16 protein-coding genes and 1 pseudogene are annotated in these 26,324 nt (G+C 69.6%); 11 read left to right on the forward strand and 6 right to left on the reverse strand.

Going from position 1 to position 26,324, the window contains the following annotated elements; translation table 11 throughout:
* The first annotated feature begins 126 nt into the window (after positions 1–126).
* Positions 127–585: a hypothetical protein gene (locus tag ACIRQ9_RS30550; protein WP_404180686.1), complete on the forward strand. Its 459-nt coding sequence runs from the start codon at positions 127–129 to the stop codon at positions 583–585.
* Between the two features lie 5 nt (positions 586–590).
* Here the strand turns inward: ACIRQ9_RS30550 and ACIRQ9_RS30555 are convergent, their stop codons facing one another.
* Positions 591–1,529, reverse strand: a complete 939-nt coding sequence (locus ACIRQ9_RS30555; RefSeq protein ID WP_404180530.1) for a TIR domain-containing protein — start codon at positions 1,527–1,529, stop codon at positions 591–593.
* Positions 1,530–1,715: 186 nt separating this feature from the next.
* Here ACIRQ9_RS30555 and ACIRQ9_RS30560 point away from each other — a divergent pair, with 186 nt between their 5' ends.
* Positions 1,716–3,872 (forward strand): tetratricopeptide repeat protein, encoded by a 2,157-nt coding sequence (locus ACIRQ9_RS30560; RefSeq protein WP_404180532.1) that lies wholly within the window; start codon positions 1,716–1,718, stop codon positions 3,870–3,872.
* Here ACIRQ9_RS30560 and ACIRQ9_RS30565 read toward each other — a convergent pair.
* On the reverse strand, positions 3,857–8,437 hold the full coding sequence (locus ACIRQ9_RS30565; protein WP_404180535.1) for an SEFIR domain-containing protein: 4,581 nt from the start codon (positions 8,435–8,437) through the stop codon (positions 3,857–3,859). The two genes, ACIRQ9_RS30560 and ACIRQ9_RS30565, sit on opposite strands and share 16 nt — an antisense overlap.
* On the reverse strand, positions 8,434–10,092 hold the full coding sequence (locus tag ACIRQ9_RS30570) for a hypothetical protein (protein ID WP_404180538.1): 1,659 nt from the start codon (positions 10,090–10,092) through the stop codon (positions 8,434–8,436). Before ACIRQ9_RS30570 ends, ACIRQ9_RS30565 begins: the two co-directional genes overlap by 4 nt.
* A gap of 336 nt (positions 10,093–10,428) precedes the next feature.
* Here ACIRQ9_RS30570 and ACIRQ9_RS30575 point away from each other — a divergent pair.
* Positions 10,429–10,701 (forward strand): annotated as a pseudogene (locus ACIRQ9_RS30575) (response regulator transcription factor); the annotation flags it as partial.
* Between the two features lie 736 nt (positions 10,702–11,437).
* Here ACIRQ9_RS30575 and ACIRQ9_RS30580 read toward each other — a convergent pair.
* Together ACIRQ9_RS30580 and ACIRQ9_RS30585 are read right to left on the reverse strand one after the other, a co-directional pair.
* Entirely contained in the window at positions 11,438–11,944 is a 507-nt protein-coding gene (locus tag ACIRQ9_RS30580; protein ID WP_404180541.1) for a hypothetical protein, read from the reverse strand.
* 7 nt (positions 11,945–11,951) lie between these two features.
* On the reverse strand, positions 11,952–12,416 hold the full coding sequence (locus ACIRQ9_RS30585; RefSeq protein WP_404180543.1) for an amidase domain-containing protein: 465 nt from the start codon (positions 12,414–12,416) through the stop codon (positions 11,952–11,954).
* A 169-nt stretch (positions 12,417–12,585) separates the two neighbouring features.
* On the opposite strand from ACIRQ9_RS30585, the gene ACIRQ9_RS30590 reads away from it, so the two are divergent.
* A complete protein-coding gene (locus tag ACIRQ9_RS30590; RefSeq protein ID WP_404180689.1) occupies positions 12,586–12,768 on the forward strand; it encodes an IS3 family transposase in 183 nt (60 codons plus the stop codon).
* A gap of 33 nt (positions 12,769–12,801) precedes the next feature.
* Here ACIRQ9_RS30590 and ACIRQ9_RS30595 read toward each other — a convergent pair whose 3' ends face one another.
* Positions 12,802–13,791 carry a helix-turn-helix transcriptional regulator gene (locus tag ACIRQ9_RS30595; protein WP_404180546.1) on the reverse strand — a complete coding sequence of 330 codons (990 nt, stop codon included), beginning with the start codon at positions 13,789–13,791 and terminating at the stop codon, positions 12,802–12,804.
* Between the two features lie 92 nt (positions 13,792–13,883).
* Between ACIRQ9_RS30595 and ACIRQ9_RS30600 the strand changes: the two genes are divergently transcribed.
* The 7 genes from ACIRQ9_RS30600 (at position 13,884) to ACIRQ9_RS30630 (ending at position 26,307) form a co-directional block, all read left to right on the forward strand.
* The gene (locus ACIRQ9_RS30600; RefSeq protein WP_404180549.1) at positions 13,884–14,282 is read left to right on the forward strand and encodes a VOC family protein; all 399 of its coding nucleotides are present in this window, start codon (positions 13,884–13,886) and stop codon (positions 14,280–14,282) included.
* A gap of 77 nt (positions 14,283–14,359) precedes the next feature.
* Entirely contained in the window at positions 14,360–15,742 is a 1,383-nt protein-coding gene (locus ACIRQ9_RS30605; RefSeq protein WP_404180552.1) for an MFS transporter, read from the forward strand.
* Positions 15,743–15,925: 183 nt separating this feature from the next.
* Positions 15,926–18,703, forward strand: coding sequence for a discoidin domain-containing protein (locus ACIRQ9_RS30610; protein ID WP_404180555.1), 2,778 nt, complete (start codon positions 15,926–15,928; stop codon positions 18,701–18,703).
* Between the two features lie 238 nt (positions 18,704–18,941).
* On the forward strand, positions 18,942–22,502 hold the full coding sequence (locus ACIRQ9_RS30615) for a choice-of-anchor D domain-containing protein (protein ID WP_404180558.1): 3,561 nt from the start codon (positions 18,942–18,944) through the stop codon (positions 22,500–22,502).
* Between the two features lie 84 nt (positions 22,503–22,586).
* On the forward strand, positions 22,587–24,560 hold the full coding sequence (locus tag ACIRQ9_RS30620; RefSeq protein ID WP_404180560.1) for a discoidin domain-containing protein: 1,974 nt from the start codon (positions 22,587–22,589) through the stop codon (positions 24,558–24,560).
* 31 nt (positions 24,561–24,591) lie between these two features.
* Positions 24,592–25,197 (forward strand): class I SAM-dependent methyltransferase, encoded by a 606-nt coding sequence (locus tag ACIRQ9_RS30625; RefSeq protein WP_404180563.1) that lies wholly within the window; start codon positions 24,592–24,594, stop codon positions 25,195–25,197.
* A gap of 123 nt (positions 25,198–25,320) precedes the next feature.
* Positions 25,321–26,307 carry a hypothetical protein gene (locus tag ACIRQ9_RS30630; protein ID WP_404180566.1) on the forward strand — a complete coding sequence of 329 codons (987 nt, stop codon included), beginning with the start codon at positions 25,321–25,323 and terminating at the stop codon, positions 26,305–26,307.
* Positions 26,308–26,324 lie beyond the last annotated feature (17 nt).

Here is a 26,324-nt window from a genome sequence, read left to right on the forward strand (position 1 = left end):
CGCGTGGCAGGGTAGACCCCTGGCAGCGGGGGACCGTCGGCTCTGCCGGATCGTTTCTCCTGCTGCTTAAGCGCGCTCTCGATGACCGCGTTCTCGATGATGTCGATGACATGGATGGGTGGGGACATGGATCCGGTGTCGGTGGGATTACTGGTCGCGTTGGCCGGCGGGGCCGGAGGTGAGCTCGGACGCAACGCGTGGGCGGCGCTCTCCGCGCTGGTGCGACGCCCGTTCCGCCGTGCCGGAGGCGAGGACGCCCCGGCAGTCGGTTCGGGCGAGGCGGAACTGGCACGGCTCGCCCAGAACCCCGCCGACCAGAGCACCGCCCAGGCACTCAGCACGACGCTGGCGGTGCGGGCCGCCCTGGACGCGGAGTTCCGCGCCGTACTCGCCTCCTGGCACGACCAGGCGCAGCGGATTCCCTTCGACGAGGGTGGCGTGCACAACACCATCAGCGGCGGTGTCCAGCACGGTCCGGTGCTGCAGGGGCGGGACTTCTCCAACCTCACCTTCACCATGGCCGCTCCGGGGTCGGATCAACGGGGCGGCTCCGACCGCGGCGGGCAGGACGGTGCGGCAGATTGAACCAGTCAGAAGCCGTCCGTGAGCTGCTGCACCTGGTCCACGATGCGATTCCACAGCTCCTCGAAGAGCTGCTCCTTCGAAAGTGATCGGGTGCTCGGAACGCTCCCGAACACCGACAGGTCGTGCATTTCCAGCCGGGGCGTTCCGGTGGTGCGGTCGAAGACCGGTGTGGCGGTGCCGTTGCTCCTGTTACTTCCGTCCTGCAGACGGTGCCCGACGACGAAGTTGAGCACGTCGTCCCGTCCCATGCCGCCCACGTGGATGTCAATCCCGTACAAGGTCCGGCCGCGCCGCTCGACGCGCACTCGAAGTTCCGAGTCGGAGTTGCGGACCGTGCAGACGAGGCCGGACTCGGACATCCGCGGGGCTGCCCTCTTGAACTGCTCGGTGAGATAACGGAACGAGGACTCCAGTTCCGTGTATCTGCTGAAGCTCTCAGGCGTCGTCCTGGGAGTCCGCAGAACCGGCACCGTGCTCTCGCTCCGTGTCGGTGTTCCTGCCAGGGGCACAGAGCCGGAGTCGGGGATTCGCCGGCGGAACGCGCGGGCCAGTTCCTGCGGTGTGTAGTCCTCTGCCCGGAGAAAAGCGACGGCGGGGCTGAGGAGCTCCGCGGGGACGGTCACATCCCCGACCAGCACGGGGAGGATGTATTCGTCCGGGTTGTCCAGGGCGGGCACCAGCATGGCCCTGTACTCGTCCATCGGATAAGGCGTCGACAGGTATGCGTGCGACAGGAAGGGCGCGACGTAACGCGCCCTCTTGCCGCCGTAGATATTCCGGAATCCCGTGATGAGGTTGCGGCCCCACAACTCGACACTGAGATCACGGTCGTAGAGCACGGACAGGCCGTCCTCCTTGCAGGCTTCGACGACTTGTTCGACGTACGGCCGCTGTTCGCCGGCGAACGAGACGGCGAGATCGTGGACCTGGATCGGCTCTCCCATGAGGGGAGCTTAGGGTGCGCACGCGACGGACGTGTGCTGTCCGTCCAGGACGGGGAGGAACACTCCGCCGGGCGCTTTATCCCGGCCCAGTGTCCGCCGTCTGAGCCTGATCGTTGAGAGGGGACTGAGATTGACCGGCATACCGCCCGAGCGTCCGGCGCCTTCCGTTCCCAGTGCGGGGATCGCATGACCGAGTCCTCTGCGTCCCGCACCGACAACAGCATCAACGGGGGGACGTACTACGGCCCGGTGGTCCAGGCCGGCAGCGTCACCATGAACCTCCCGCCGGCTCTCGCGCCGCCGCTCGGGATTCTTTCCGTGCCCTCCTCGGTCTTCGTGGGCCGGGACCACGAGGTGCAGGGACTGTTGGACGTGATCGACCCGGACGGCGGGAACGGGCCGCGCTCCCGGGTCGGGCTGGTGACCGGTGCCGCGGGGATGGGCAAGAGCGAACTGCTTCTGCAGGTCGCCCATCGTGCCGTGGACCGCGGCTGGTTCCCCGGCGGGGTGCTCTCGATCGACCTCAACGGGTTCTCGTCGGGCCTGGCACCGCTCACGCCCGCGGACGCCCTGAGGCGGCTGCTGCAACGGCTCGGACTGCCGCTGGACGCGATCCCTGAGCATGCGGAGGACCGGGCCGCGGTCTACCGCGAGTGCCTCAGAGACCGCTCGGTGCTGGTGCTGCTCGACAACACCCGGGACAGCGCGCAGGTTCAGTCGTTGCTGCCGCCGTACGGCTGTGCGGCTCTGGTCTCCAGCCGCAATATGCTGCCCGCGCTGGACGACGCCCGCCGCCTCCCGCTCTCCGACCTGTCGCCCGACGCGTCCTGCGAACTGTTTCTCGCGGCGGCCGACCCCCGCACCGGGACGGACGCCGAAGGAGCCGCCGCCCGCTCTCACGCGCAGCGGATCGCCACCAGTTGCGCCGGGCTTCCCCTCGCCCTTCGGGTCGCGGCCGCACAAGTACGGGGAGAAACGGCCGACCACCTCGCTGAACTCGCGACATCGCTGGACGACAAACGGAAGAGACTGGTGGAACTGGACGACGGCGAGCGCGCCGTGGCCGCCTCGATCGGGGCTTCCTACGACATCCTCGACGAGGGTGAACGACTGCTGTTCGCCCTGTGCGGTCTGCATCCCGGTTCCCGTGTGGGCGTCCATGCCGTCGCAGCCCTGGCCGACCTGCCGCCGCGTGACGTCCGGCGCCGGATGCAGAGGCTGCGGAACATCCACCTGGTCGAGGCAGACGGCGTCGGCCACTACAAGGTGCACGATCTGTTCCACGTCTACGCCCGGCAACGGGCGCACGAGGACTTGCCCGAGGCCGATACCCGGGCCGCCATGGACAGGCTGATCGACTGCTACCTGTACACCGCTGACCGCGCGGACGCAGCCGTGGCACCAGGGCGCTACCGGCTGCCCCATACCGTGGCCCACCCGCCGCACAGCATCCCCGACGTCGACGAACGAGACGCCGCACTCGCCTGGTTCGCCGAGGAGATGCCCCAGCTGTCCGCCCTCATGAGAGTGGCGGCCACGACCTCGGATCGCTCGCGGTGCTGGATCCTGGCCGATGCGATGCGCGGCTTCTTCTTCCACACCAAGGCCTGGGACAGCTGGCTGGAGACGCTTCAGGTCGCGCTCGACGCGGCCACGGACGCCGGTGAGGTCCGCGTACAGAGCGTCCTGCACAACAGCATGGGAGTCGCGCTCATCGAGCAGGGCCGCTCCCAGGACGCGGCACGCCACTACGAGGCGGCGATGGCCGGCTTCGAGGCGGTGGGCGACGCGCACGGAGTGGCGACCGCGGTGGAGAACCGCGCCTGGGTGCACCAGTACGCCGGAGACCACGTGGCGGCCCTGGCCGATCACCAGCAGGCGCTCGACGTCTACGGTGCCCTCGGCGCCCGGCGCAACACGGCGATTGTCCAACGGGGCATGGCGCTGGCCGAGATCGAACTCGGACGGTACGAGGACGCCACGGCGCATCTGACCCAGGCACTTGACGTGTTCGTGGAACTCGGGCTCGACCTCGATTCCGCCATGGCCCTGAACGGTCTGGGCGAGGCGCATGCCAGCGTCGGCCGGGCGGAACCGGCCCGGCGCCATTTTCTGCGGGCCCTGCGGCGGAGCCGGGCCTGCGGCAGTCTCTTCGAGGAGGCCCGGGCCTGCGAGGGGCTCTCGGCCCTGCTGGCCGCCACCGATCCCCGGCGCGCTGCGCACCATGGGAGGCGTGCGCTGGCGCACTACCAGACCCTGCGCTCCCCGAAGGCCGAGCAGGTCCGCTCCCGGCTGACCGCACTGGGGGATCCGGGATGGCCGACCCGTCAGTCGACCGGGTGACGGTAGGCCACGATCTTCTCGGCGACCGCGGGTGAACACCCGCGCTGCAACAGAGTGTCGAGGTTCGGGGAGGCAGCCCGGCGCACGTCATGGCTCATGATCAGCTCCACGGTGACGAGCTCGTTGTCCGGTCTCCAGCCGGCGCATTTGTCGATCACCTGTCCAAGGTCCAGCACATCCGCCTCGATCAGGTGACCGAGCGCCTCTCGCGCCCACGCGCCCGCGTCCTTGTGCTGATTCACATCGACCTGGCGCAGGGTACGGAACAGCCATCCGGCCGCTCGAAGCCGCAGCCGATGGCCGTGCAGCACGCACAACGTCTTGAGCAGGGCGACCAGTTGGCGGACGACTGGTGTCCCGGCAGACGCGGCATCCTGCGTCGCCCGGTCCAGGAGAGCACTGATCGCCTTCTCGGCCGCCCCGACCGAAGAGGCATCGGTGCGGCAGAAGTTGTGCGCCAGTTGCAGCAGCAGCCTGAGTTCGTCGTTGCTCCTGATTCCCTCGACGGCACGTCGGGCGGCTTCGTCCAGCCAGGTGAGCACCACTTCGGCGGCCTGTCGCCGATGTGTGCGGACAAGGGGAACGACGATACCCAGGGCTCTGTTTCGGATCAGTGGATCATGGTGAGTGGCCAGCGGAGTCAGCAGCTCCGCGTAGAGCCATGCCTTGCTGTTGTTCGCCGCTCGGTCCAACTGATGCAGCGCTTGGGAAGCGGCATTGCGCGAGTTTCCCATGGCGAGATCGACGAGACGCTTGCGCGCGAACGGTTCGCTGTCGGCGACCAGACCGTACAAGCGGGCCTCGACCACCGGAGACAACCGCAGCGCGAAATCACCCGCGTCCGTCCGGGTGGCGCTGAGGATTGTAAGGACAATTTCCTTGGCGATTCCCTGACATTCTCGCGCCAGATTGGCGATCGCGCTCTCCTGCTCACTCGCCGACAGCTCGGTCAGTTTGCCCAGGGCCCTGGGCAGCAGCACGGGATCGTCGTGCACCAGCCGGAGATACGCGTCCACCGCTGTTCCGGACCAGTCGGTGATCTGTTCTGACAGCCACTCGGCCAGCGGCATCCGGAGCGACCGCGGTGACTCGGCGAACGCGTTGAGCACTCCGCAGACCTGTCGGATTCCCGCCGAGCGCTCCGGCACCGAGGCTGTCAGCAACGCCTCGGCCACCCATACGGCACCGTCGGTACGCACGGCTTCCTGAAGGCACTGCAGCATGCGGCGGGCTGCGCCGTTGTCGTCCGTGGTGAGAAAGGTGGCGATCAGCAGGGCCCCGATGTCCCGCTTCTCGTTGGCGGCGCGGGCCAGGGCTGCGTACCTCACGGAGGTGCTCTGCTCGCGGCCTGAGGTCAAGAAGGCCAGAGGATCGTCGAGGTTCGGCAGGCCGGTCGTGGCGCCGTGCGCCCATGGGACCACCTGCAGCACCAGCTCCTCATCCACCGGACGCAGCTCCTGATAGGAGCCGCGGGCCAGAAGCGAGACGAGCGCTTCTACCCGCTTGTCGTGGGCCACGCCCGGAACGAGGAAGGCGCGGGCCAGTTCACGTACCGCGGGCGCCCCGATCTCCCGTGGCCGAAGCATGTCCCGGGCCTCGATCAGCGCTTCGGAGGGCAGCGCACGGCCGCGATCGACGAACGGGGCCAAGAGATACTTCACCGCGTCGCCGACGAGCGTGTGCTTCAGCTTCGAGGACGGATCGGACATCCGGCTCCGCAGCCGTTCCAGCAGGGTGACCAGCCAGGCGCCGCTCTTCCCGCCGCCACGCACCACCAGTTTGGCGGCCGATCGCGCCACGGCGCACACCTGGTCCGGAGGGACGTCCTGGAGGAGGCGGGCAGCGGCCTGCACCGCCTCCTCCAGGCCGCGGTCCGGTACTGAAGGCAGTGCCTCGATCAACTGCTTGCCGAAGACCTCACCTGCCTGGGGTACGCGCTCGACCAGGGTCAGGAGCAAACCCTCACGATGTTCCTCGACAGCGCCGAAGACCACGGTCCGAAAGACGACGATCTCGTCCAGGTCCAGCCGGCCCAGGAGATCCTCGACTTCCTCGGCATTCGCCATCGCCACCAGGTGACGGACCATCTGCCAGGCGAAATAGCGTTCATGCGGACGCTCGCGCAGTTCTTGCAGCAGCGCGTCGCGTTCGGCGCGGGACTCATACAGGTGCATCGCGACGAAGTACTCGGTCAAAGCCTGGTGGCGGAAACCGACCTGCTCGCCGGCAAGGTGCTCGAACTGCACCAGGACGGTCTCGCTGAGCAGGTCGCGGTATGCCGGTAATCCGATGCCCTCCAGCGGCAGCGAGCTCTCCGGAGCCCGCAGCGAGAGTGTGTCCCGTGAGGCTGCCCACAGCAGGCGCGAGAGGGCGGAGACCAGCCGCTGCTTGGCGAAGGACTCCTCGGTGGTGCGCGAATAGCGCCGACTGGCGATGACCTTCTCCTGGAAGTACCGGCGCATGAGGCGAGTGGCACTGAGATCCGGCGGGAAACTGTCGGCCTTGGCGAAGAGCTCGCAGAACATGAACAGATGCAGGGGGTTGGCGATCAGTTCCGTCAGGGCACTCTGGTCCGGGTCGTCGTACGCCGCGATGATTCGGCCCACGAAATCCCCCCGGGTGTCCTGGAGGTCGTGGCGTTTGAGGTAGCCCTGTACGACGAGGATGACCTCCTCCCCTGTGAGCGGCGGCACCCCCATGTCCTCCGCGCGAGGCGTCGCCAGGCGGGCGTAGTCCTTCTTCAGCCAGGTGTCGAAGTCGTGCTCTCTGCACGTGAAGGCGACTAGAACCCCCTGGGCGTAGAGGGTATGGAGCAATCCCAGGACCAAGCGGGCCGTTTCGGCGTTGAGCAGGTAGTCCATGGTGTCCAGGACCAGCACGACCTGGCGGTTCCAGCGGTCGGCGCACGCTGTGGCGACCGCGGCCAGCGACACGGGCTCGGTCGAGGCGGGAGCGAGCAGCTCACCCAGGGCCCGGTCGAGGTCGGCCTGGCTGTGGATGGCCGCCACCACGTACTCGCAGTTGACCAGCAGGGCGGTGACGTCCTGGTCCTTGTCGAGGGCCTGGAAGATCTGGGAGCTCAACACCGACTTGCCGATGCCCGCTTCCCCCAGCAGAGGGACCGGAAGAACGTCGGAGGAGGCGATACGACCCCGGATGCGCGGCAGGTGACGGTCTTGCAGGGCGGCTCGGGGAACGATGGCTGTCGCGGCCTTGCGCTGGGCGTCCGCCCACATCTGCCGAGAGGCGTCGAGCGCGGCCTGCGGTACCGCGTGCTGCCCGTTCAGTGCGGAGTTCTGCCCGCTTGGTGCCGCCTTCTGCCCCTTCGGTACGGCGGGCGGGTAGGGCGGCAGGTCGGGACGGGGCCCCAACGGGGGGCGTACGTAGGGAGGTTTGTTTGTCAGCCTCCGCAGGAGGTCTTCCGCGCCGTTGGTATCGAAGGAGGCGACGAGGTAATGATCGCTGCCAGTGGGCTGGAGGAACAGCGGAATGTCGCTGACCAAGCCCCCAGGAAGCACCACCGGGAGGATCTTGTCCGTCCAGACTCCCACGTCGGCGTTGTGCAGTTCACGCAGCAAGCGCATCTCGGCCTGCAGCCCTCGGCGTTCATGTGACTCGACATCTCCGTCGCCCACCCGTCTGCACTCGGGTGATGCCACCACGATGACGAAATCGGCCTTCGGAATCTCCTGGATGGCCCACAAGGGCCAGTCACGTCGCTTGTCCAGATTCCATACGTCCAACTGCACATCGATGCTGTTCGCGACGAGGAACTCGCACAACGCGCGGACGTTCTCCTTGTGCTCCGGCGAGTCATGGGCGTATGAGACGAAGACCCGTGGCGCTCGGGCGGACGCGGGCCCGTCCGAGGATGCCGGCGCGGGCCGCCCGGGGCGAGCGGCCTGCGGCTCGGCTGTACCCGCGCCGTTCTCCGGTCCGAACAGCAGGTCCGGTGTCAGCTGTGGGTCCGAGAGCATCAGGCGGAATCCGCGCCCGGTACCGCGGGCGCGGACCCGAAGACCGTCCGGTCCCACGACGGCGAGGCGGGCCTGCAGGAGACGTTCGATCACATCGGCGAACTTCGTGAGGCTCAGCTCTGCACGGACGTCCGCGGGCAGCATGCCGTAGAGATCGTCCAGTCGATGGGAGTTGCCGTCGGTGATCAGGCTGAGCCGCGCGTGGATCACGGCGTCGGACGGCCGGAGTTCGACCCTCCTGATCTCGAACACCAGCGGCGCCACCATTCCGATCACGGCGACGGGGACCGCATCGGCGCCCAGTAACTGGAGCACACTCGTGGCGACCACTCCCACGAGTACGGATTTCGCGATCGCCACTGGCAGATCGATGCGCCACGTGTTGGTGCGCATCTCGTACGCCGAGACGTCACCGCCGTGCCCGCGTACCAGGGAGCGGACCGTGACCGACACCTCGGCCAGGTCCATGTCGAGCAGGTCCGCCAACCGCTCCAGAACGGCCGCGTCCAGGCTGATGCGGTCCTCCGTGACTTTGGGTAACAGCGCGTCGAAACCCGCCGGCCACCGTCGGCTGTCCGTGTCGGTCACGACACCGCGTCCTGGTCGAGGACGTGCCAGGCGCTGAAGACATGGTTGAGAACCTGGTTGAAGGCCGCGGCGTCGTCCCGAAGGAAGGTTCCGTCCACCTCGACGTGTCCGCCGCGGTCGCCCCGCACGCCGTGCCGCCCGCGCAACTGCTCCGCGAGCAGGGACACCCCGACCTTCCCGCCGATGCAGATGAACCGGAACGCCGGCTGCCGGTCAAGGGTGAACGCCGCCATCAACAGGTCTCCGGACGCGAGCCCCTCCAGCGGTACCAGACCCATCCGGACGTGCGCACCCTGCCCGCACCAGTCGTCCACATGCCATGCGACCGGTAGGTCCATAAGGACGAAGACCGGCTCCACGCGCCCCAGCATGTCGACCGCCGACGGGTCCGTCAGTGTCAGGTGCGAGGTCAGCACCAGCAACGGCGTCTCGCCCAGGAGGGTCTGACACTGCCGTGGAGTGGTCGTCGACGGCAGTAGTCCCAGACGCACGACCTGCCGGCCATCTGCCGTCCGAGCCACGGCCAGCAGCGCGACGATCAATTCCGGCAACTTCGCTCCTTCGGGCAAGGAGAACTGCTTCCGCGCGACCTCGCGACTCAGCCAGACGCCGCAGACATGCCTGTGATCGTCCGAGTCACCCAGCGTGAAGGCGTCGAGGAATCCGGGAGTGTGCGCGCTGTCCACCATTTCGACGGGCAGCCGGTCCCGCAGCACGATCTTCTGCCGGTCGTACTCCAGCGCGTCGTCGAGCACAGGCCGCCGTTCCGTGACCACCTTCAGCCGTTCCGACAGTACAGCGTCCACCTCTGCCACCGCCGCCTTCAGCGCAAGGGCGACACGGGCCTGGTCCTCCCAGGCCACCGACGGCATTCCGGCGCCGGCGAGGACCTCGCTGACGTACTCGTAACACCTGCGGAGTACGACCTCCTCCTCGAACCGGCGCAGACTGTCCAGCTCCTCGTCGTCGGAAAGGTCCCGGCGATCGGCGTCCCCTCGAAGGACACCTCGATCGGGGTGAGCGGAGGCGAGCTCCGACAGGACAGCGCCCCAACCGTCCGGTCCGCCGGCCGCCTCGAACGCCTTCAGCCGCCGGTCGGGCCGGGCGGCGTCGGTGATATCGGTCCTCCTCATGCGGGCGAACCCCGTCTCCAAGAGGTCGAAGACGTGCACCGGCGCCATCGAGCAACGCAGCACGGAGGCCGCTGCAGTCTCCCGGAAATGCCACGGGATCACACCGGTGCCGGCCAGGCCCAGACCTCGCTCCAGGTATCCCAGGTAGGTGGCGTTGCCGTCGAGCACGGAACGGGTCTGCCGGACGCCTGCCAGCGACGCTGACAAGGTGGTCGCGAACACCTCGTGCGTCTGACGCGAACCCTCTACCATCACATCGAACAACTCCGGAAGCACCAGTGGCCTGAATCCGCGTTTGGACAGCAGTAGCGCCATGGCTGAAATGAGCCCGTACCCGGTGGACGCCTGGAGTTCGTGATGCAGCCCCTCGTGTGTCTCCACCATGAGCTGCTCATCGCCGTTGCGGAGGTTGTCCAGTGCCAGCACCCACGCACCCGCACCGTCGTAGCCACCCAGGAGCCCACTCCGCAGCATCGCGGTCAGCCCGTCTCTCGCGCAGGAGAAAGCCACGGAATTCAGCACGATGTTCGCCCCCCTCGGCCGGCCACGGCGATGGTCCAAGCTTAGTGAGCCGATTCGGTGACGGGTGGGCAGTAGCGGCCGATGGAGTCAACGATGGCTGTGCCTCAAGGCGAGCAGATCTTGAAACCGCACACGTGACGCCGCTTCTCAATCGTGGCGTCTCGTTGATATGGCCTCTGGTCAGGGTTGCGGGAAATGATCATGGAAGTCGTGGGAAAGATCTCCGAGGGTCCCGGCGTCGTGCCTGACCAACGCATTCCGTCGGTTCCCTGTAGGGAGCGTCGCGCCAGATGGCGCTGGGCAGCGTTCGCGATCTCGCCCTCCTGCTGGCGGGAGACAACCGCGCGTCTGATGCGCTCTCTGCGCGAGCCCCCCACCATCGCACCCGAACTGGCGAGCCTGTCTCCCCGTGAGCGGAACATCCTCGCCCTGATCGGGGAGGGGCTGACCAACCGTCAGATCGGCAAGAAGCTCCACCTTTCGGACAAAACGGTTAAGAACCACATCTCCCGGCTCCTGGCCAAGCTCGGCGTGCAACGGCGGGTCCGGGCCGCAGATCTCGCATCACACCTGGAACAACCCGAGGCGGGCGAACGCCCGGGTCAGTGAGCCTGGGAAACAGGGGAGCGGCGCCCTTAAGCTCGCGCCGACCTCACTGGCACCCACCACGCCACCCGGGTCCGCCCCCCTCCGGCCGCTCACCGAGCCAGATCGCTCCGCCGAACTAGACGGCCTGCTCCTCCATGTTCTTCAGCCCCCTGTGCGCGACACGTGCGCGTATCCCGCGGCGTCAGCACCACTTCCATTCACTGGCGACGAGGCGTGGAATGGTGTGCAGCTGGGGCGTAAGGGCTGAAGGAATCACATGGTGCAGGCCCGATTCGAGGCAGCGCATACATGCACAAGCAGCTACATGCGCAAGCAACTATCCGGGGAATGATCTCCGCGTCACTGGGATCCGATTGATCAATTGGGGGCATCAGTCCTGGTCAGCCGAATTCGTGAACGACCTACACATACAACCACTGACGATACGGTGATGAGGGCCTCGACCTTATGGTCGCGGTCCTCTTTGCGTGTTCGTGGCTGATGGTGATGTCCAGGGCTTCGCGGAGCGGGACTCTCTGGTCGGCGTCGACCGTGCGGATGCGCTGTGCAGTGCCCGCCGGTCCAGCACGTCACCCATACGCCCCGGTTCGGGCAACAGCCCCATACCGGCCACGGCGGACCGATCACGAGAACGACGGAGCCCTGGCGCAACGGCTCGGTTCCCTCCGACCGGCCCGCACCGACACTGCTGTGAGGGTCGGGACGAGGTCCTGTCCTCACAGCAGTGTCCTTCGTGTCAGACCTTCAGCGGCTGCATGCCGGGCGCGTTCTGTGGCTTGTTCCAGTCCGGGTAGATAGCGAACAGCCACAGGCCGTTCCGCTTGAAGACGGTGAAGTTCTGCTGCTGTCCGGTGCGGCGGAAGTAGATCGTGCCGCCCCGAACGTCGTAGGGATCCTCTTCGGCCATGTTGATCGAGACCGGTCCTGCAGCGCCCTTACCGTAGCGGCGGATGAGCCAGCGGGCGCCAGCTGCTTCGGTCCGGCGGGCGAACCAGTTGTCGTGCCAGGACAGGTCCTCCAGGCCGTCCGTGTTAGCGTCACGCACTCGCTCTATGAAGAGTTGCATGTAGAGCTTGAGTGTGTCGGGGGCGGTCTTGTCGCCGGTGAAGGTCACCGCGGGCAACCCCGCGCGGCTTACCTGGCGGTAGTCCCACTGGTCGCGCGGCGCGCCCCAGGCGACTGTCCCTGCGGCCAGCAGGACGACCAGGGCCAGCGAGAGCCACAGCACATGGCTGCGTTTCATCTTTACCTCAGTACCAGTGCGGAGTGACGTGGGCGATGTAGGCCGTGACGCCCTTGCGGCGCTTCATGATCGCAGAAAGGGTTGTGTTCCTGTACTTACCGGAGTGCTGGTAGGCCAGCACGGAGCCGGTTGTGGAACCGGCGTAGTAGATCACGCCCGCGTGGTCGAGGTTGGAACTCCTGCGCGCGTAGTCCAGCAGCGTGATGTCGCCAGGCACGATGTCGCTGATCGTGCGGACCCAGGTGACGCTGTCCTCGTTGGCCATGAAATGGGCGAAGTTGTTCCCAGCGGACCAGGAGTAGGTCATGTCCGACTTCGACTTGCGCCACCATTCCCACGGGCTGCGTCTGACGTCGACGATCGAACCGTACTCCGTGTGCGCGCCGCCGCCCTTGTGGAGAGCCCTGGAGGCGAAGTTGGTGCAGTCGGATCCTTCGGAAAGCCGCTGCCTGTTTCGTGCGGGAGACGGCACGGTGATCCGCTTCCGTTTCGTTGACGAGCATCGGAGCGCCCACAGGGTGAAGCGGATGTGTGATGTTCTCGGCTGGGACCGTTCCAGCTGTCACGCCTGGCGCCAGTGCGGGGAGGGTCGGCGGGAGAAGGCCGACGCGGAAGAGGTTCCGGCGGGCAGCATCCGGGTGATGCACACCGATTCCCGGGGAGCCTACGGCGCCCGCAGGATCACTCAGGCGCTGCGTGACCGGGGGAACCTGGTGAACCGTCAACGCGTCGCGCGGATGCTGCGGGAGCGCGAGATCGTCGGGATGACGCGCCGGAAGCCGCGGTCGCTGATGAAGCAGGACCGCACGGCGCCGCCTGCCTGAGCCCCGGCCCGCACGAGGCGTTTGCGCGGGGCGTCAGTCCTGGCGGGCGTAGGACGCGAGGCGGTCGGCGAGGGCGGCGACGAGCCCGCGCAGTTCGTCCGGGCGCTCGACGGCGAACGGCCGGTCGAGGGCCGCGAGCACCGCGGGCAGCCAGTCCAGCCGCTCCGCCCGCAGTCCGACGCGCAGCCACCGTTCCGTGGCCCCGCCCTGGTCCACCGCGGGCCCGGTCTCCTCGATGCTCGCGACCGCCACCGGCAGCCGGGCGCGGATCTGCTCGGGCGTCCCGTGCACGCGCAGGACCACCTCGTGCCGGTACGAGGCCGAGGCGAGCCCGGTCAGCACGCGCTCCGCGGGGCCGGGTCCCGCGGGTGCCTCGAAGGAGCCGGGCAGCGTCCGGGCGTCCGCGATGCGGTCGAGCCGCAGGGTGCGGTCCTCGCCGATTCCGGCGTCCTGCCCGGTGACGTACCAGCGGCCCGCGTGCGCGACGATCCCGTACGCGTGGAGCGTGCGCTCGCTGCGCCGTCCCTCCCGGTCGGTGTAGCGCAGCGCCAGCGGCCGGCGGTGGCGTACCGCGTCGGCGACGGTGAGCAGGACATCGGCGTCCGGGGTGTCGAGGTCGCCGGGGCGCTCGGTGAACTCCAGCGACTCGGTGAGGGCGTCGAGCCGCCGGGCGAGGTGCCGGGGCAGCACCCGGCGGATCTTCGCCGCGGCCGTCTCGTTCGCGGTGCGCTCCGCCGTCGTCAGCCCCGCCCGGCGGCCCAGGACCAGGCCGAGCAGGACGGCCAGCGCCTCGTCGTCGCCGAGCATGAGCGGGGGCAGCCGGTACCCGGGGGAGAGCCGGTAGCCGCCGTAGCGCCCGCGCACCGACTCCACGGGCACGTCCAGGTCGATCAGCTGGTTCACGTACCGCCGCACGGTGCGCCCTTCGACGCCGAGCCGCTCGGCGAGTTCGGCCACGGTCCGGGTGCCGCCGGACTGCAGGAGCTCCAGCAGGGTCAGCACGCGGCCGGTGGGACGAGACATGCGGACAATCTAGCGCCCATACCGGACCGATTCTGTCCGCTATCTCTCCTAGCGTGCACGGGGTCAGCCTTCAGCACGGCCTGGGAGATCCCATGGAGTTCGTCTCGATCCGCATCATCACCGCCGACGTCGCCCGCCTCGTCGCGTTCTACGAGCGGGCCACGGGGGCGCGGGCCGCCTGGGCCACCGAGGACTTCGCCGAGCTGCGGACGGCCGGCGCGACGCTCGCGATCGGCGGCACCCGCACGGTCCCGCTCTTCGCGCCGGGCTCAGCCCGCCCGGCGGACAACCACAGCGTGATCGTCGAGTTCCTCGTCGACGACGTGGACCGCGTCCACCGGAACCTGACCGATCTCGTCACCGACTTCGTCACCGAGCCCACCACGATGCCCTGGGGCAACCGCTCGCTGCTGTTCCGCGACCCCGACGGCAACCTCGTCAACTTCTTCACCCCGGTCACCGCCGCGGCCAAGGAGAAGTTCACACGCTGACGCCGGGCGGAGTTTCGCGGCATATGTCCCCTAGGGTGTGGGGGTCGTGTGTCGGCGGACGCGAGGGAGCTGGGGCCGTGACCTGCGCTGAGCCGGATCCGCGGTCCGGGCGACGGTCCTGGGCGCCGCTCCTGGCCGTGTGCGCGGGGTACTTCATGGTGATCCTCGACGTGACGGCCATCAACGTCGCCGTGCCGGTGATCGGCCGGCAGCTGTCGGCCTCGCTCACCGGCATCCAGTGGATCACCGACGGGTACACCCTGGTCTTCGCCGGGTTCCTGCTGACGGGCGGCGCGCTCGGCGACCGGCTCGGCAACCGCCGGGTCTTCGGCCTGGGCGTGGCGGTGTTCACGCTGTCCTCGGCCGCGTGCGCGCTCGCGGGAAGCGTCCCGTTCCTGGTCGCGGCAAGGCTGGCGGAGGGGCTCGGCGCGGCGCTGATCGTGCCGGGTTCCCTCGCCCTGCTCCAGCAGGCCTACCCGGATCCGGCGGGCCGCTCGCGGGCCTTCGGGCTGTGGGGTTCGATGGCGGGCGTCGCGGCCGCCGCCGGCCCGCTGCTGGGCGGGCTGCTCGTCGCCACGCTGGGATGGCGCTGGGTGTTCCTCGTCAACCTGCCGGTGGGCGCGGCCTGCGTGCCGCTGACGCTGCGGCACGTGGCACGCTCGCCCCGGCGCGCGGACCGGGCCCTGGACTGGCCGGCGCAGTGCGCGGTGGTGGCCGCCGCCGCACTGCTGACCGCGGCCCTCAACGAGGCCGGGCGGCGCGGCTGGTCCAGCCCCGCCGTGCTCGCCGGAGGCGGTCTGGCCGTGCTGGCCGCCGTGGCGTTCGTGGTGCGTGAGCGGCTGGCCCGCTCGCCCGTGCTGCCGCCGAGCCTGCTGCGGTCCCGGGCGATGAGCGGCGGCGCCGCCATCGGCCTGCTGTTCAACTTCGGCTTCTACGGCATGGTGTTCACCGCGAGCCTGGAGTTCCAGCACCAGCGCGGCCTCAGCGCCCTGGGCACCGGCCTCGCGCTGTTCCCCGCGGTCGCGATGACCATGTTCGCCTCCGTTCTCTCGGGGCGACTGGCCCGCCGTACCGGCGACCGTCCGCTGGTGGTCTCCGGCATGCTGCTGGCGGCCCTCGGCCTGGCCGGCTGGGCCGCTGCGGGCCCCGACCCCGGCTACCCGCTGCTGATCGGCCCGATGGCGGCGGCGGGATTCGGCACCTCCTTCGCCCTCACCGGCTCGACCGCCACCGTCATGGGCGCCGCGCCCCCGGGGTACTCCGGTGCCGCGTCCGCCCTGTTCAACACCGCCCGCCAGATCGGCAGCGCCGCCGGCGTCGCGCTCGGCGGCAGCCTGCTCGCCACGGCCGGGGACTACGGCACCGGGCTGCGCACCGGCATGGCCGTCGGCGCGCTCGCCTACCTGGTCGCCGCCGGACTCGCGTGGCGCTGCGTACCGGCGCGGCCGAAGCGGCCCTGAGCGCGGTGCCCCGCGGGTGTCGGTGCGTCCCCGAACGACCAAGTCATCCATGATTTGCAGATATTGGCCAGAAACTTGCAATCACTTACATGATTCATTTCTTCGCTTCGTCAGAATCTAGCGACGCGGAGGGGGGCTCTGTACGGTCGGGGCCGATTCCCCCCACTTCTGAAGGAGCATCACATGCGGATGATCCCCGGACCCCGGCGCCTGGCGGTGGCCGCCGTGGCCGCGGCCGGCGCGCTGTGCGCGTCCGTCCTGCCGGCCGTCGCGGCGGCCCCCGATGCACCACCGGCGCGGCCGGCCGTGGGCGCGGCCACCCCGTTCTCGGTGTACGAGGCCGAGGCGGGAACCCCGGCCGGGGGCGCCGCCGTACGGTCGCTCACCTCGGCGCCGGCGACCCCGTACTCGAGCGCGGCCCTGGAGGCTTCGGGCCATTCCTACGTCCACCTCGACGGCACCGGCCAGTCGGTGCAGTGGACCAACACCACCGGGCGGCCCGTCTCCTTCCTCAACGTCCGCGCCTCCCTCCCCGATTCGGCCTCGGGCGGCGGCCTCACCGCGACCCTGGACCTGTACGTCGACGGCGTGTTCCGGCAGGCGCTGAACCTCAACTCCCGCCAGAGCTGGGTGTACGAGGGCAACGGCAACTACAACACGAGCGACGACCAGAACCCGGCCGACGGCGATCCGAGAGTCTTCTGGGACGAGTCGCACACCTTCGTCACCGGCACCCCGATCCCGGCGGGCGCCACGTTCTCGCTGCGCAAGGACGCCGGCAACGGCGCCTCCTTCTACGACGTGGACTCCGTCGACGTGGAGGACCCGCCGGCGCCGTCGGCGCAGCCGGCGAACTCGCTCTCGATCACGAGCTGCGGTGCGGTCCCGGACGACACCCCGACCAACGGCGCCGCCGCGAGCGGGTCGGTGGACAGCCGGGCCGCCATCCAGGACTGCATCGACCAGGCCCAGACGCAGAACCGGACCCTGTGGATCCCGCCGGGCACCTTCTACGTGAAGGGCACCCAGGGACTGAACGCGCGCGGGATAACGATCGAGGGCGCGGGCCTGTGGTACAGCACCGTCTACCGTGACGTCCCGGTCCCCAACAGCACGCCGCTGGCGGCCCTGTTCGACCTGACCTCCTGCACCGTGCGCAACTTCCACATCGACGCGAACGCCGTCAGCCGCAGCACGATCGGCGGGGACGGCGGCGCGATGGACACCACCGGCACCGGCTGGCTGGCCGAGGGCATCTGGACCCAGCACACCATGTCGGGCTTCTGGGCCTCCGGGACCGGCGGGACGGTCCGCGACAGCAGGCTGACGTCGATCTGGGCCGACGGCATCAACGTCAACAACGTGTCGCTGGGCGCCGACACCGGCAACGACCTGACGGTCACCGGCAACTTCGTCCGCGGCACCGGGGACGACGCCATCGCCGTCAACTCGGTGGCCTACAACACCGACAGTGACGGCTCCCGGACCTACTACCACCCGATGACCGACGTCAACGTCAGCGACAACACCTCGATCGCGCCGTGGGGCGGCAAGGGTGTCGCGGTCTACGGCGGCAGCGGTCACCAGGTCAGGAACAACTACATCAGCGACACCGCCCGCTACATCGGGCTGGGCGCCGGGCGGTTCGGCGTCAACGGCAGCGACCTGCTGTCCGCGACCCTGACGGGCAACACCGTGGTCCGCTCCGGCGGCAACGCCTACGGCCAGGGCCAGCCCGCCCTGCACATCGGCAACGGCGGCGACGGGCAGAACACCGGCACCGTCGACGACGTCACCGTCACCGGCAACACCGTCACCGACTCCCTCTACGACGGGATCGGCTTCTCCACCTCGACCGGCACCCTGCTCAAGGACAACACGGTCAGCCACCCCGGCCGCAACGGCATCGCGATCTCACCCCCGTTCTACCCCGCGCCCACCGGCTCCGCGACCATCACCGGCAACACGGTCACCGGACTCACCGCCGGCGCGTCCGCCTACGTCGACAACTCCACCGGATTCACCGCCACGCTGAGCGACAACCACTGGCCGCCGCCCGCGCCCGAGGGCCCCTTCGGCGGCACCCCGGCCGCCGTCCCCGGCACGGTCCAGGCGGAGGACTACGACACCGGCGGCCAGGGCGTCGCCTACGACGTCACCTCGGTCAACGGCAACGCCAACTCCTACCGCGCCGACGGCGTCGACCTGGACGACACCGCCGACACGGGCGGCGGTCACAACCTGGGCTGGACCGGGAGCGGGCAGTGGTTCCGCTACACCGTGGACGTCGCCGCGGCCGGTACCTACACCCTCGGACTGCGGATCGCCGCCCCGTCCGCGGTGACCGGCGCGCTGCACCTGTCCGACGCCTCGGGCGCGGACCTCACCGGCGCGGTCGACCTGCCCGCCACCGGTGACTGGCAGAGCTGGACCACCGTCGACACCCCCGTCACCCTGTCCGCCGGCCGGCAGACCCTCACCCTGTTCCAGGACACCGGCGGCTGGAACATCAACCACCTCGCGTTCACCGCGCGCAGCGAACCCGCCGGGACCGACCTCGCCGCCGGCCGGCCCACCGGCGAGTCCGGTCACACCGACGTCTACCCGTCGTCGAACGTCACCGACGGCAACCCGTCCACCTACTGGGAGAGCGCGGGCAGCGCGTTCCCGCAGTGGGTGCAGGTCGACCTGGGCGCCGCCCGGAGCGCCTCCCGGGTGGTCCTGCGCCTGCCCGCCGGCTGGGGTGCCCGCACCCAGACGCTGAGCCTCACCGGCAGCACGGACGGCACCGCCTTCACCACCCTGGAGCCCTCGGCCGCCCACACCTTCGACCCGGCCACCGGGAACACCGTCACCCTCACCTTCCCGGCGACCACCAGGCGTTACTTCCGCGTCACCGTCACGGCCAACGACGGCTGGCCCGCCGGGCAGGTGTCGGAGTTCCAGGTCTGGGACCGCTGACCGGCTCGTCCCACGGTGCCGCCGGACCCCCGGTCCGGCGGCACCCGGCCCCGCGCTTCCGGACGCATTAGATCTTGCAGGTCAACTTTTTAATGTTGCAATGTTCTGTCTAGTTATTGCGCGGCCATGTCGCGGATATTACGGTCCCCCGTGCGTCATCACCACCCTCCGTCTCCCCTCCCGCCTCCGGCGGTACCGGCGGAACTGTTCGGGCATCCCGTGATGAAAGGAGTGGTAAGTGTTCCATTCCCTACGAAATCTGAGACGAGCCCTCGTCTGGGCGGTCAGCACCGCCATGGTGGCGGCCGTCGGGGTCGTCGCCCTGGCCCTCCAGCCCGCGTGGGCCGCGTCCACCGCCACCGGCGGCAGCGGCGCGAGCCTGCCGTACGTGGAGGTGCAGGCGGAGGACTCCGCCACCAACGGCACCGACATCGGGCCGAGTTACACCCAGGGCCAACTCGCCGACGAGGCCTCGTACCGCAAGGCGACGACGCTCAAGGGCACCGGCCAGTACGTCACCTTCACCACCCCGGTGGCGACCAACTCCATCAACTTCCGCTACAGCATCCCCGACACCTCGGGCGGCTCGGTGTACACCGCCGCGCTCTCCCTCTACATCGACGGCGTCAAGCAGCCCGACTTCACCCTGACCAATGCCTACAGCTGGTACTACGGCAGCTATCCCTTCACCAACACCCCGGGCAGCAACCCGCACCACTTCTTCGACGAGGCGCACCGGCTCTTCTCCACCACCTATCCCGCCGGCACGACCTTCAAGCTCCAGGTCGACTCCGGGGACACCGCCTCCTCGTACACGATCGACTTCGCCGACTTCGAGCAGGTCGGCGCGGCCCTGACCGCGCCCTCCGGAGCGGTGTCGGTGACCAGCAAGGGCGCCGACTCCACCGGCGCGAACGACGCGACCAGCGCGTTCAATGCCGCGATCAGCGCGGCAGGACCCGGCGGCACGGTCTGGATCCCGCCGGGCACCTACAACATCCCCGGCCACATCAGCGTCAACAACGTCACCATCGCCGGCGCCGGCATGTGGTACTCGACCGTCACCGGCACCGCGCCCGGCTTCTACGGCAACTCCGCGCCCTCGCCCAGCACCGGCGTGCGCCTGCAGAACTTCGCGATCTTCGGGAACGTGCAGGAGCGCGACGACAGCGCCCAGGTCAACGGCATCGGCGGCGCGATGAGCAGTTCGACCGTCTCCAACCTGTGGATCGACCACATGAAGGTCGGCGCCTGGATGGACGGGCCGATGGACGGGCTGACGTTCAGCGGCATGCGCATCCGTGACACCACCGCGGACGGCATCAACTTCCACGGCGGCGTCACCAACTCCAAGGTGACCAACAGCGACATCCGCAACACCGGCGACGACGGCATCGCCACCTGGGCCGACTCCGCCCTCGGAGCCGACGCCAACGACACCATCTCCAACAACACCGTCTCCCTGCAGATCCTCGCCAACGGCATCGCGATCTACGGCGGCCACGACAACACCGTCAGCGGGAACCGCGTGGTGGACTCCGGCATCGCCCAGGGCGGCGGGATCCACGTGGGGCAGCGCTTCACGTCGACACCCGTGGGCACCACCACCATCTCCGACAACACCCTGATCCGGGACGGCAGCCTCGACCCGAACTGGCAGTTCGGCGTGGGAGCCCTCTGGTTCGACGGCAGCCAGGGCGCCATCAACGGGCCGATCAACGTGACCAACGCGCTGATCCAGCAGAGCCCGTACGAGGCGGTCCAGTGGGTCGAGGGCACCATCAGCGGGGTCAGCCTCACCAACGTGACCATCGCCGGCACCGGTACCTTCGCCCTCCAGGAACAGACCGGCGGCGCCGCCAAGTTCACCAACGTCACCGCGACCGGCGTCGGCTACTCCTCCCCGGTGTACAGCTGCAACGGCGGCAACTTCGTCGTCACCGACGGCGGCGGCAACTCCGGGATCAGCGGTACGCCCTACTGCGGCGGCTGGCCGGCCCCGAACTATCCGCCGTACCCGTCCGAAGGCGTCACGGCCACTCCTGGCGCGCTGAACTTCGGCTCGGTCGCGACCGGTTCGACGAGCGCCGCCCAGACCGTGACCGTCTCCAACCCGACCAACAGCGCCGCTGCCGTCTCCTCGATCACCGCCTCCGGCGACTACTCCCAGACCAACACCTGCGGATCCTCGATCGCGGCGGGCGGCTCGTGCACCGTCAGCGTGAAGTTCGCGCCGACGGCGACCGGCAGCCGCACCGGAACCCTGACCGTCAACGCGGGCGGGACCACCAGCACCACCAGCCTCTCCGGAACCGGCACAGCGCCCGGTCCGGTCCTGAACACCGACCCCGCCAGCCTCTCCTTCGACGGCACGGTGGTCGGCTCGTCCGCCACCGCCCAGACCGTGAAGGTCACGAACACGGGCACCACGTCGGCGACCGTCTCGGGTGTCTCGGCCTCCGGTGACTTCAGCCAGACCAACAACTGCGCCACGCTCGCGGTCGGCGCCTCCTGCACGGTGAACGTCGGGTTCAAGCCCACCACCGGCGGCACCCGCAACGGCAGCCTGACCGTCACCAGCAACGCCAACAACAGCCCGACGACCGTCTCCCTGACCGGCAGCGGCATCGACAGCACCACGAACATCGCGGCCGGGCGCCCCGCGACGGCCAGTTCCAGCAGCAGCCCCTACGTCGCCTCGAACCTGACCGACCCGGACGCCTCCACGTACTGGGAGGGCACGAACGGTTCCTTCCCGCAGTGGGCCCAGGTCGACCTCGGCCAGAACTACAGCGTCGGCAAGGTCGTGCTCAAGCTCCCGCCGGCCACCGCCTGGTCGTCCCGCACCCAGACCCTGTCCGTGCAGGGCTCCACCGACGGCTCCAGCTTCTCCACCGTCAAGGCGTCGGCCGGATACACCTTCGACCCGAACACCAACAACAACACGGTCACCATCACCTTCGGCGCCGCCACCGCGCGCTACGTCCGGGTGAACATCACCGCCAACACGGGATGGAACGCGGCCCAGTTGTCCGACCTGGAAGTGTTCCCGAGCAGCGGCGGCTCCTCATCGGCGACCCTGTCGGCCAGCCCGACGTCACTGACGTACGCCACCCAGGCGCTCAACACCTCCAGCAGCGCACGCACGGTCACGGTCACCAACACCGGCACCGCGGCCGCGACCGTCTCCGGCATCACCGTCACGGGCGACTTCTCGCAGACCAACACCTGCGGGACGTCGATCGCGGCGAACGCCTCGTGCACCGTGGACGTCACGTTCCGGCCCACCGCCTCCGGCACCCGCACCGGCGATCTCAGCATCGCCAGCAACGCGTCGAACGGCACGACCACCGTCGCGCTCAGCGGCACCGGCGCCGGCACGGCCAGCCGGAACCTCGCGGCCGGCGCGGCCACCACGGAGTCCAGCCACACCGACGTCTACCCGTCGTCGAACGTGACGGACGGCAACCAGGGCACCTACTGGGAGAGCGCCAACAACGCCTTCCCCCAGTGGGTCCAGGCCGACCTCGGGTCCGCGCAGAGCGTGAGCCGCGTCGTCCTCCAGCTCCCCGCCGGCTGGGGCGCCCGCACCCAGACGCTGTCCCTGTCGGGCAGCACCGACGGCTCCTCCTTCTCCACCATCAAGTCGTCCGCCGCCTACACCTTCGATCCCGCCACCAACAACACGGTCACCATCACCTTCACGGCGACCACCCAGCGCTATGTGCGAGTGAACATCACGGCGAACAACGGCTGGCCCGCGGGCCAGCTCTCCGAGGTCCAGGTCTGGAACACCTGACGATCCAGACCTGACGGTGCCGCCGGACGCACCCGCGTCCGGCGGCACCGACCACCCAAGGCCACTCGGACCCAAGGAGTCCAGATGGGCGTCACACGCAGAGTGTTCCTGAGGGCCGCGGTCGCATCCACCGCGGTGGGAGCCGTGGGAGCCACCACGACACTGCTCGCCCCCACCGCGTCCGCGGCCAGTGCGCCGGGCGACGTGGTCGGCAAGGTCACCGTCGGCTACCAGGGCTGGTTCGCCTGCGCCGGCGACGGCGCGCCCATCAACGGCTGGTGGCACTGGAGCCAGGACTGGGGACGCTCCCCGTCCCGGACCAACACCGCCGTCAAGTGCTGGCCCGACACGCGGGATTACACCAGCACCTACCAGACCTCCTACGCGGCGCTCGGCAACGGCCAGTCGGCGAGGCTGTTCTCCTCGTACGACCAGCAGACGGTGAACACCCACTTCCAGTGGATGCAGCAGAACGACATCGACACCGCCGCCCTGCAGCGCTTCAACCCCACCGGCGGCGAGGGCCCCACCCGCGACGCCATGGCGGCCAAGGTGCGCACCGCCGCCGAGGCGTACGGCCGGAAGTTCTACATCATGTACGACGTCTCCAACTGGACGACCATGCAGTCCGAGATCAAGACGGACTGGACGAACAAGATGTCCGCGCACACCGCGAGCACGGCCTACGCGAGGCAGAACGGCCGCCCGGTCGTGTGCGTCTGGGGCTTCGGCTTCAACGACGCCAACCACCCCTTCACCGCCGACGCCTGCCTCGACGTCGTCAACTGGTTCAAGAGCCAGGGCTGTTACGTCATCGGTGGCGTACCGCGCGAATGGCGCACCGGCACCGGCGGTTCACGGGCCGGCTTCCTCGGTGTCTACCACGCCTTCCACATGCTCTCGCCGTGGATGGTCGGCGCCATCGGGAACGTGTCCGAGGCCGACAACGCGTACACCACCTACACCGTCGGCGACCAGGCCGACTGCAACGCCAACGGCGTCGACTACCAGCCCTGCGTGCTCCCCGGCGACGTCTCCGCCCGGCAGCGGGCGCACGGCGACTTCATGTGGCGGCAGTTCTACAACGTGGTGCGCGCCGGAGCGCAGGGCATCTACATCTCGATGTTCGACGAGTACAACGAGGGCAACCAGATCGCCAAGACCGCCGAGACCCAGGCATGGGTGCCCACCGACTCCGGGTTCCTCGCCCTCGACGAGGACGGCACCGCCTGCTCCTCCGACTACTACCTGCGCCTGACCGGCGACGGCGGCCGCATGCTCAAGGGCCGGATCGCACTGACCGCGACCCGCCCCACCCCGCCGGTCCTGTCCGGCGGCGGCGACACCACCCCGCCGGCCGCGCCGGGCGGCCTGACCGTCACCGGACACACCAGCGGCTCCGTCGCCCTGTCCTGGAACGCCGCGACCGACAACGTGGGCGTCACCGGCTACCGCGTCCTGCAGGTGTCCGGCACGACCGGCACACAGGTCGGCACCACCGCCGCCACCACGTTCACCGTCACCGGGCTCGCCGCGTCCACCGCCTACACCTTCGACGTCGTCGCCCTCGACGCCGCCGGAAACCTGTCGCAGCCCTCCAACCAGGTCACCGTCACCACCGACGCCCCCTCCGGCAGCACCGACCTCGCCCTGCACCGGCCCACCGCGGAGAGCAGCCACACCCAGGTCTACGGCTCGGGCAACGCCACCGACGGCGACGCCTCCACCTACTGGGAGTCCGCCAACAACGCCTTCCCGCAATGGCTCCAGGTCGACCTCGGCGCCGCCGGCACCGTCGGACGGATCGTCCTGCGCCTTCCTCCGGCGACCGCCTGGTCCGCCCGGACCCAGACGCTCTCCGTGCAGGGCAGCACCGACGGCTCCGCCTTCACCCAGCTGCTCGCCTCCACGAGCCGCACCTTCGACCCGGCGACCGGCAACACCGCGACCCTCACCCTCCCCGCGGCCGCCACCACCCGCCACGTACGGCTCACCTTCACCGCCAACACCGGATGGCCGGCCGCTCAGGTCGCCCAGTTCGAGGTCTACGGCGCCTGACGCCCCGCACGCGCGGCCTATAGTTCGCCGCATGAGTCGCTGGCACGAACTGACCGGAGGCACGTCCGGCCGCACCTACGCCGAACGGTTCGCCGCCCTGGCCCGCACGGGGAAGGACCTGCACGGAGAGGCACGGTTGTGCGCGGCCCTGGTATCCGTGGGAGCACGGGTGCTGGACGCCGGGTGCGGCACCGGGCGGGTCATGATCCGGCTCGCCGAACTCGGCTACGACTGCACAGGAGTGGACCTCGACGCGTCGATGCTGGCCGTGGCCCGGCAGCAGGCGCCCGAACTGCCCTGGATCCAGGCCGACCTGACCGAGTTCGAGCCCGCCGCGCTCGGTGTCGCGGCAGGCTTCGACCTCGTGGTCGCCGCCGGCAACATCTTCCCGCTGCTCGCGCCCGGCACCGAGGCCGCCGTGGCCGGACGCCTGGCCGCGGCCCTGCGCCCCGGCGGCCTGCTGGTCGCCGGGTTCGGCCTGGACGAGGCCCACCTGCCCGTGCCGCCCGGCATCACCCTGCCCGAGTACGACGACTGCTGCGCCGCGGCCGGCCTCACCCTCGTCGACCGCTTCGCCACCTGGGACGCCGACCCCTACGACGGCGGCGGCTACGCCGTCAGCGTGCACCGCCGCTGAACTTCGGCCTCGCCGATCCTCCGGTCGCCCTGCGCCACCGGACGGAAACCCTGTGGAAGCGATGTCGGTGACGCCGCTTATGCTGCACCCCGATGATCACGCGGAACCTGGGGAGGGCGCGGCATGTTCGGCAAGCTGTTCGGCAGGGGCGGGGAGAAACCGGCGGCGGACCCGCACGCGCTGCCCGCGCCGCGCAGGACCAGGAACGGGACGTACCCGCTGCACGCGCTCGGCGACACCAGGGTGCTCGCGCTGGTGGAGGCGGCCGGAGCCGCCGACTGGGCGGCGGTCAAGGCGGCGCTGACCCCGTTCGATCTCGGCCGGGACGACCAGGTCCTCGGCCAACTGGCCGACCTGGACGGTGTGCAGGACTGGATCGGCCGGGCCGTCGAGGAGGACAAGGAGCACCGGGCGACGGCGCTGCTGATCTCCGGGGCGCGCCACGTCAGCTGGGGCTGGGAGGCGCGCACCCGCGCCAGCGCCGCGGACGTCACGCGCGAGCAGTGGCGGGTCTTCCAGGAGCGGCTCGCCGTCGCCGAGGAACAGCTGCTGGAGGCGGCCGAGCTGCGGCCGGAGTGGGTCACCCCGTGGCGCCGCCTGCTCACCTCCGGCCGCGGCATCTCGCTCGGCCGCTCCGTGAACGAGGTCCGTCTCGACGCGGCCCTGCGCCGCGATCCGCTCGACCTGGAGACCCACATCGAGTGGGTGTCGTACCTCCAGCCGCGGTGGAGCGGCGCGCCCGGTGAGGCCCTGGCCTTCGCCCGGGCGGCGTTCGCCGAGGCACCCGACGGCCACCGCCTCGGCTGTGTGCTCGCCGTCGCGCACATCGAGGACTGGGTCGAGTCCGACCGTGACGACTGCCTCGTCACCCCCGAGATCCAGGACGAGCTGCTGGAGGCGGCCGAACGCAGCGTGCTGCACCCCGACTACGAACGCCGCCCCGGCTGGCAGCAGGACTTCAACGCCTTCGCCATGGCCCTGTCCCTCGCCTCGGAGCGGATCGCTCTGCCGACCGTCTTCCGCGAGCTGGGCGGCGCCCTCACAGAGTGGCCGTGGCGGTACACGGCCGAGCCGGAAAAGTTGTACGCCCGTGCCCGGCGCAGTGCCTGATCCCGCCACCCGCCCGC

This window comes from Streptomyces sp. NPDC101237 (genome assembly GCF_044767465.1).
Taxonomy (GTDB): domain Bacteria; phylum Actinomycetota; class Actinomycetes; order Streptomycetales; family Streptomycetaceae; genus Streptomyces; species Streptomyces gramineus.

What these genes read in the sequence shown, in the direction of transcription:
- ACIRQ9_RS30550 (WP_404180686.1), top strand. Translation starts at nt 127, where the DNA reads ATGGATCCGGTGTCGGTGGGATTACTGGTCGCGTTGGCCGGCGGGGCC.
- ACIRQ9_RS30555 (WP_404180530.1), bottom strand. Translation starts at nt 1,529, where the DNA reads ATGGGAGAGCCGATCCAGGTCCACGATCTCGCCGTCTCGTTCGCCGGC.
- ACIRQ9_RS30560 (WP_404180532.1), top strand. Translation starts at nt 1,716, where the DNA reads ATGACCGAGTCCTCTGCGTCCCGCACCGACAACAGCATCAACGGGGGG.
- ACIRQ9_RS30580 (WP_404180541.1), bottom strand. Translation starts at nt 11,944, where the DNA reads ATGAAACGCAGCCATGTGCTGTGGCTCTCGCTGGCCCTGGTCGTCCTG.
- ACIRQ9_RS30590 (WP_404180689.1), top strand. Translation starts at nt 12,586, where the DNA reads ATGCACACCGATTCCCGGGGAGCCTACGGCGCCCGCAGGATCACTCAG.
- ACIRQ9_RS30595 (WP_404180546.1), bottom strand. Translation starts at nt 13,791, where the DNA reads ATGTCTCGTCCCACCGGCCGCGTGCTGACCCTGCTGGAGCTCCTGCAG.
- ACIRQ9_RS30600 (WP_404180549.1), top strand. Translation starts at nt 13,884, where the DNA reads ATGGAGTTCGTCTCGATCCGCATCATCACCGCCGACGTCGCCCGCCTC.
- ACIRQ9_RS30610 (WP_404180555.1), top strand. Translation starts at nt 15,926, where the DNA reads ATGCGGATGATCCCCGGACCCCGGCGCCTGGCGGTGGCCGCCGTGGCC.
- ACIRQ9_RS30620 (WP_404180560.1), top strand. Translation starts at nt 22,587, where the DNA reads ATGGGCGTCACACGCAGAGTGTTCCTGAGGGCCGCGGTCGCATCCACC.
- ACIRQ9_RS30625 (WP_404180563.1), top strand. Translation starts at nt 24,592, where the DNA reads ATGAGTCGCTGGCACGAACTGACCGGAGGCACGTCCGGCCGCACCTAC.
- ACIRQ9_RS30630 (WP_404180566.1), top strand. Translation starts at nt 25,321, where the DNA reads ATGTTCGGCAAGCTGTTCGGCAGGGGCGGGGAGAAACCGGCGGCGGAC.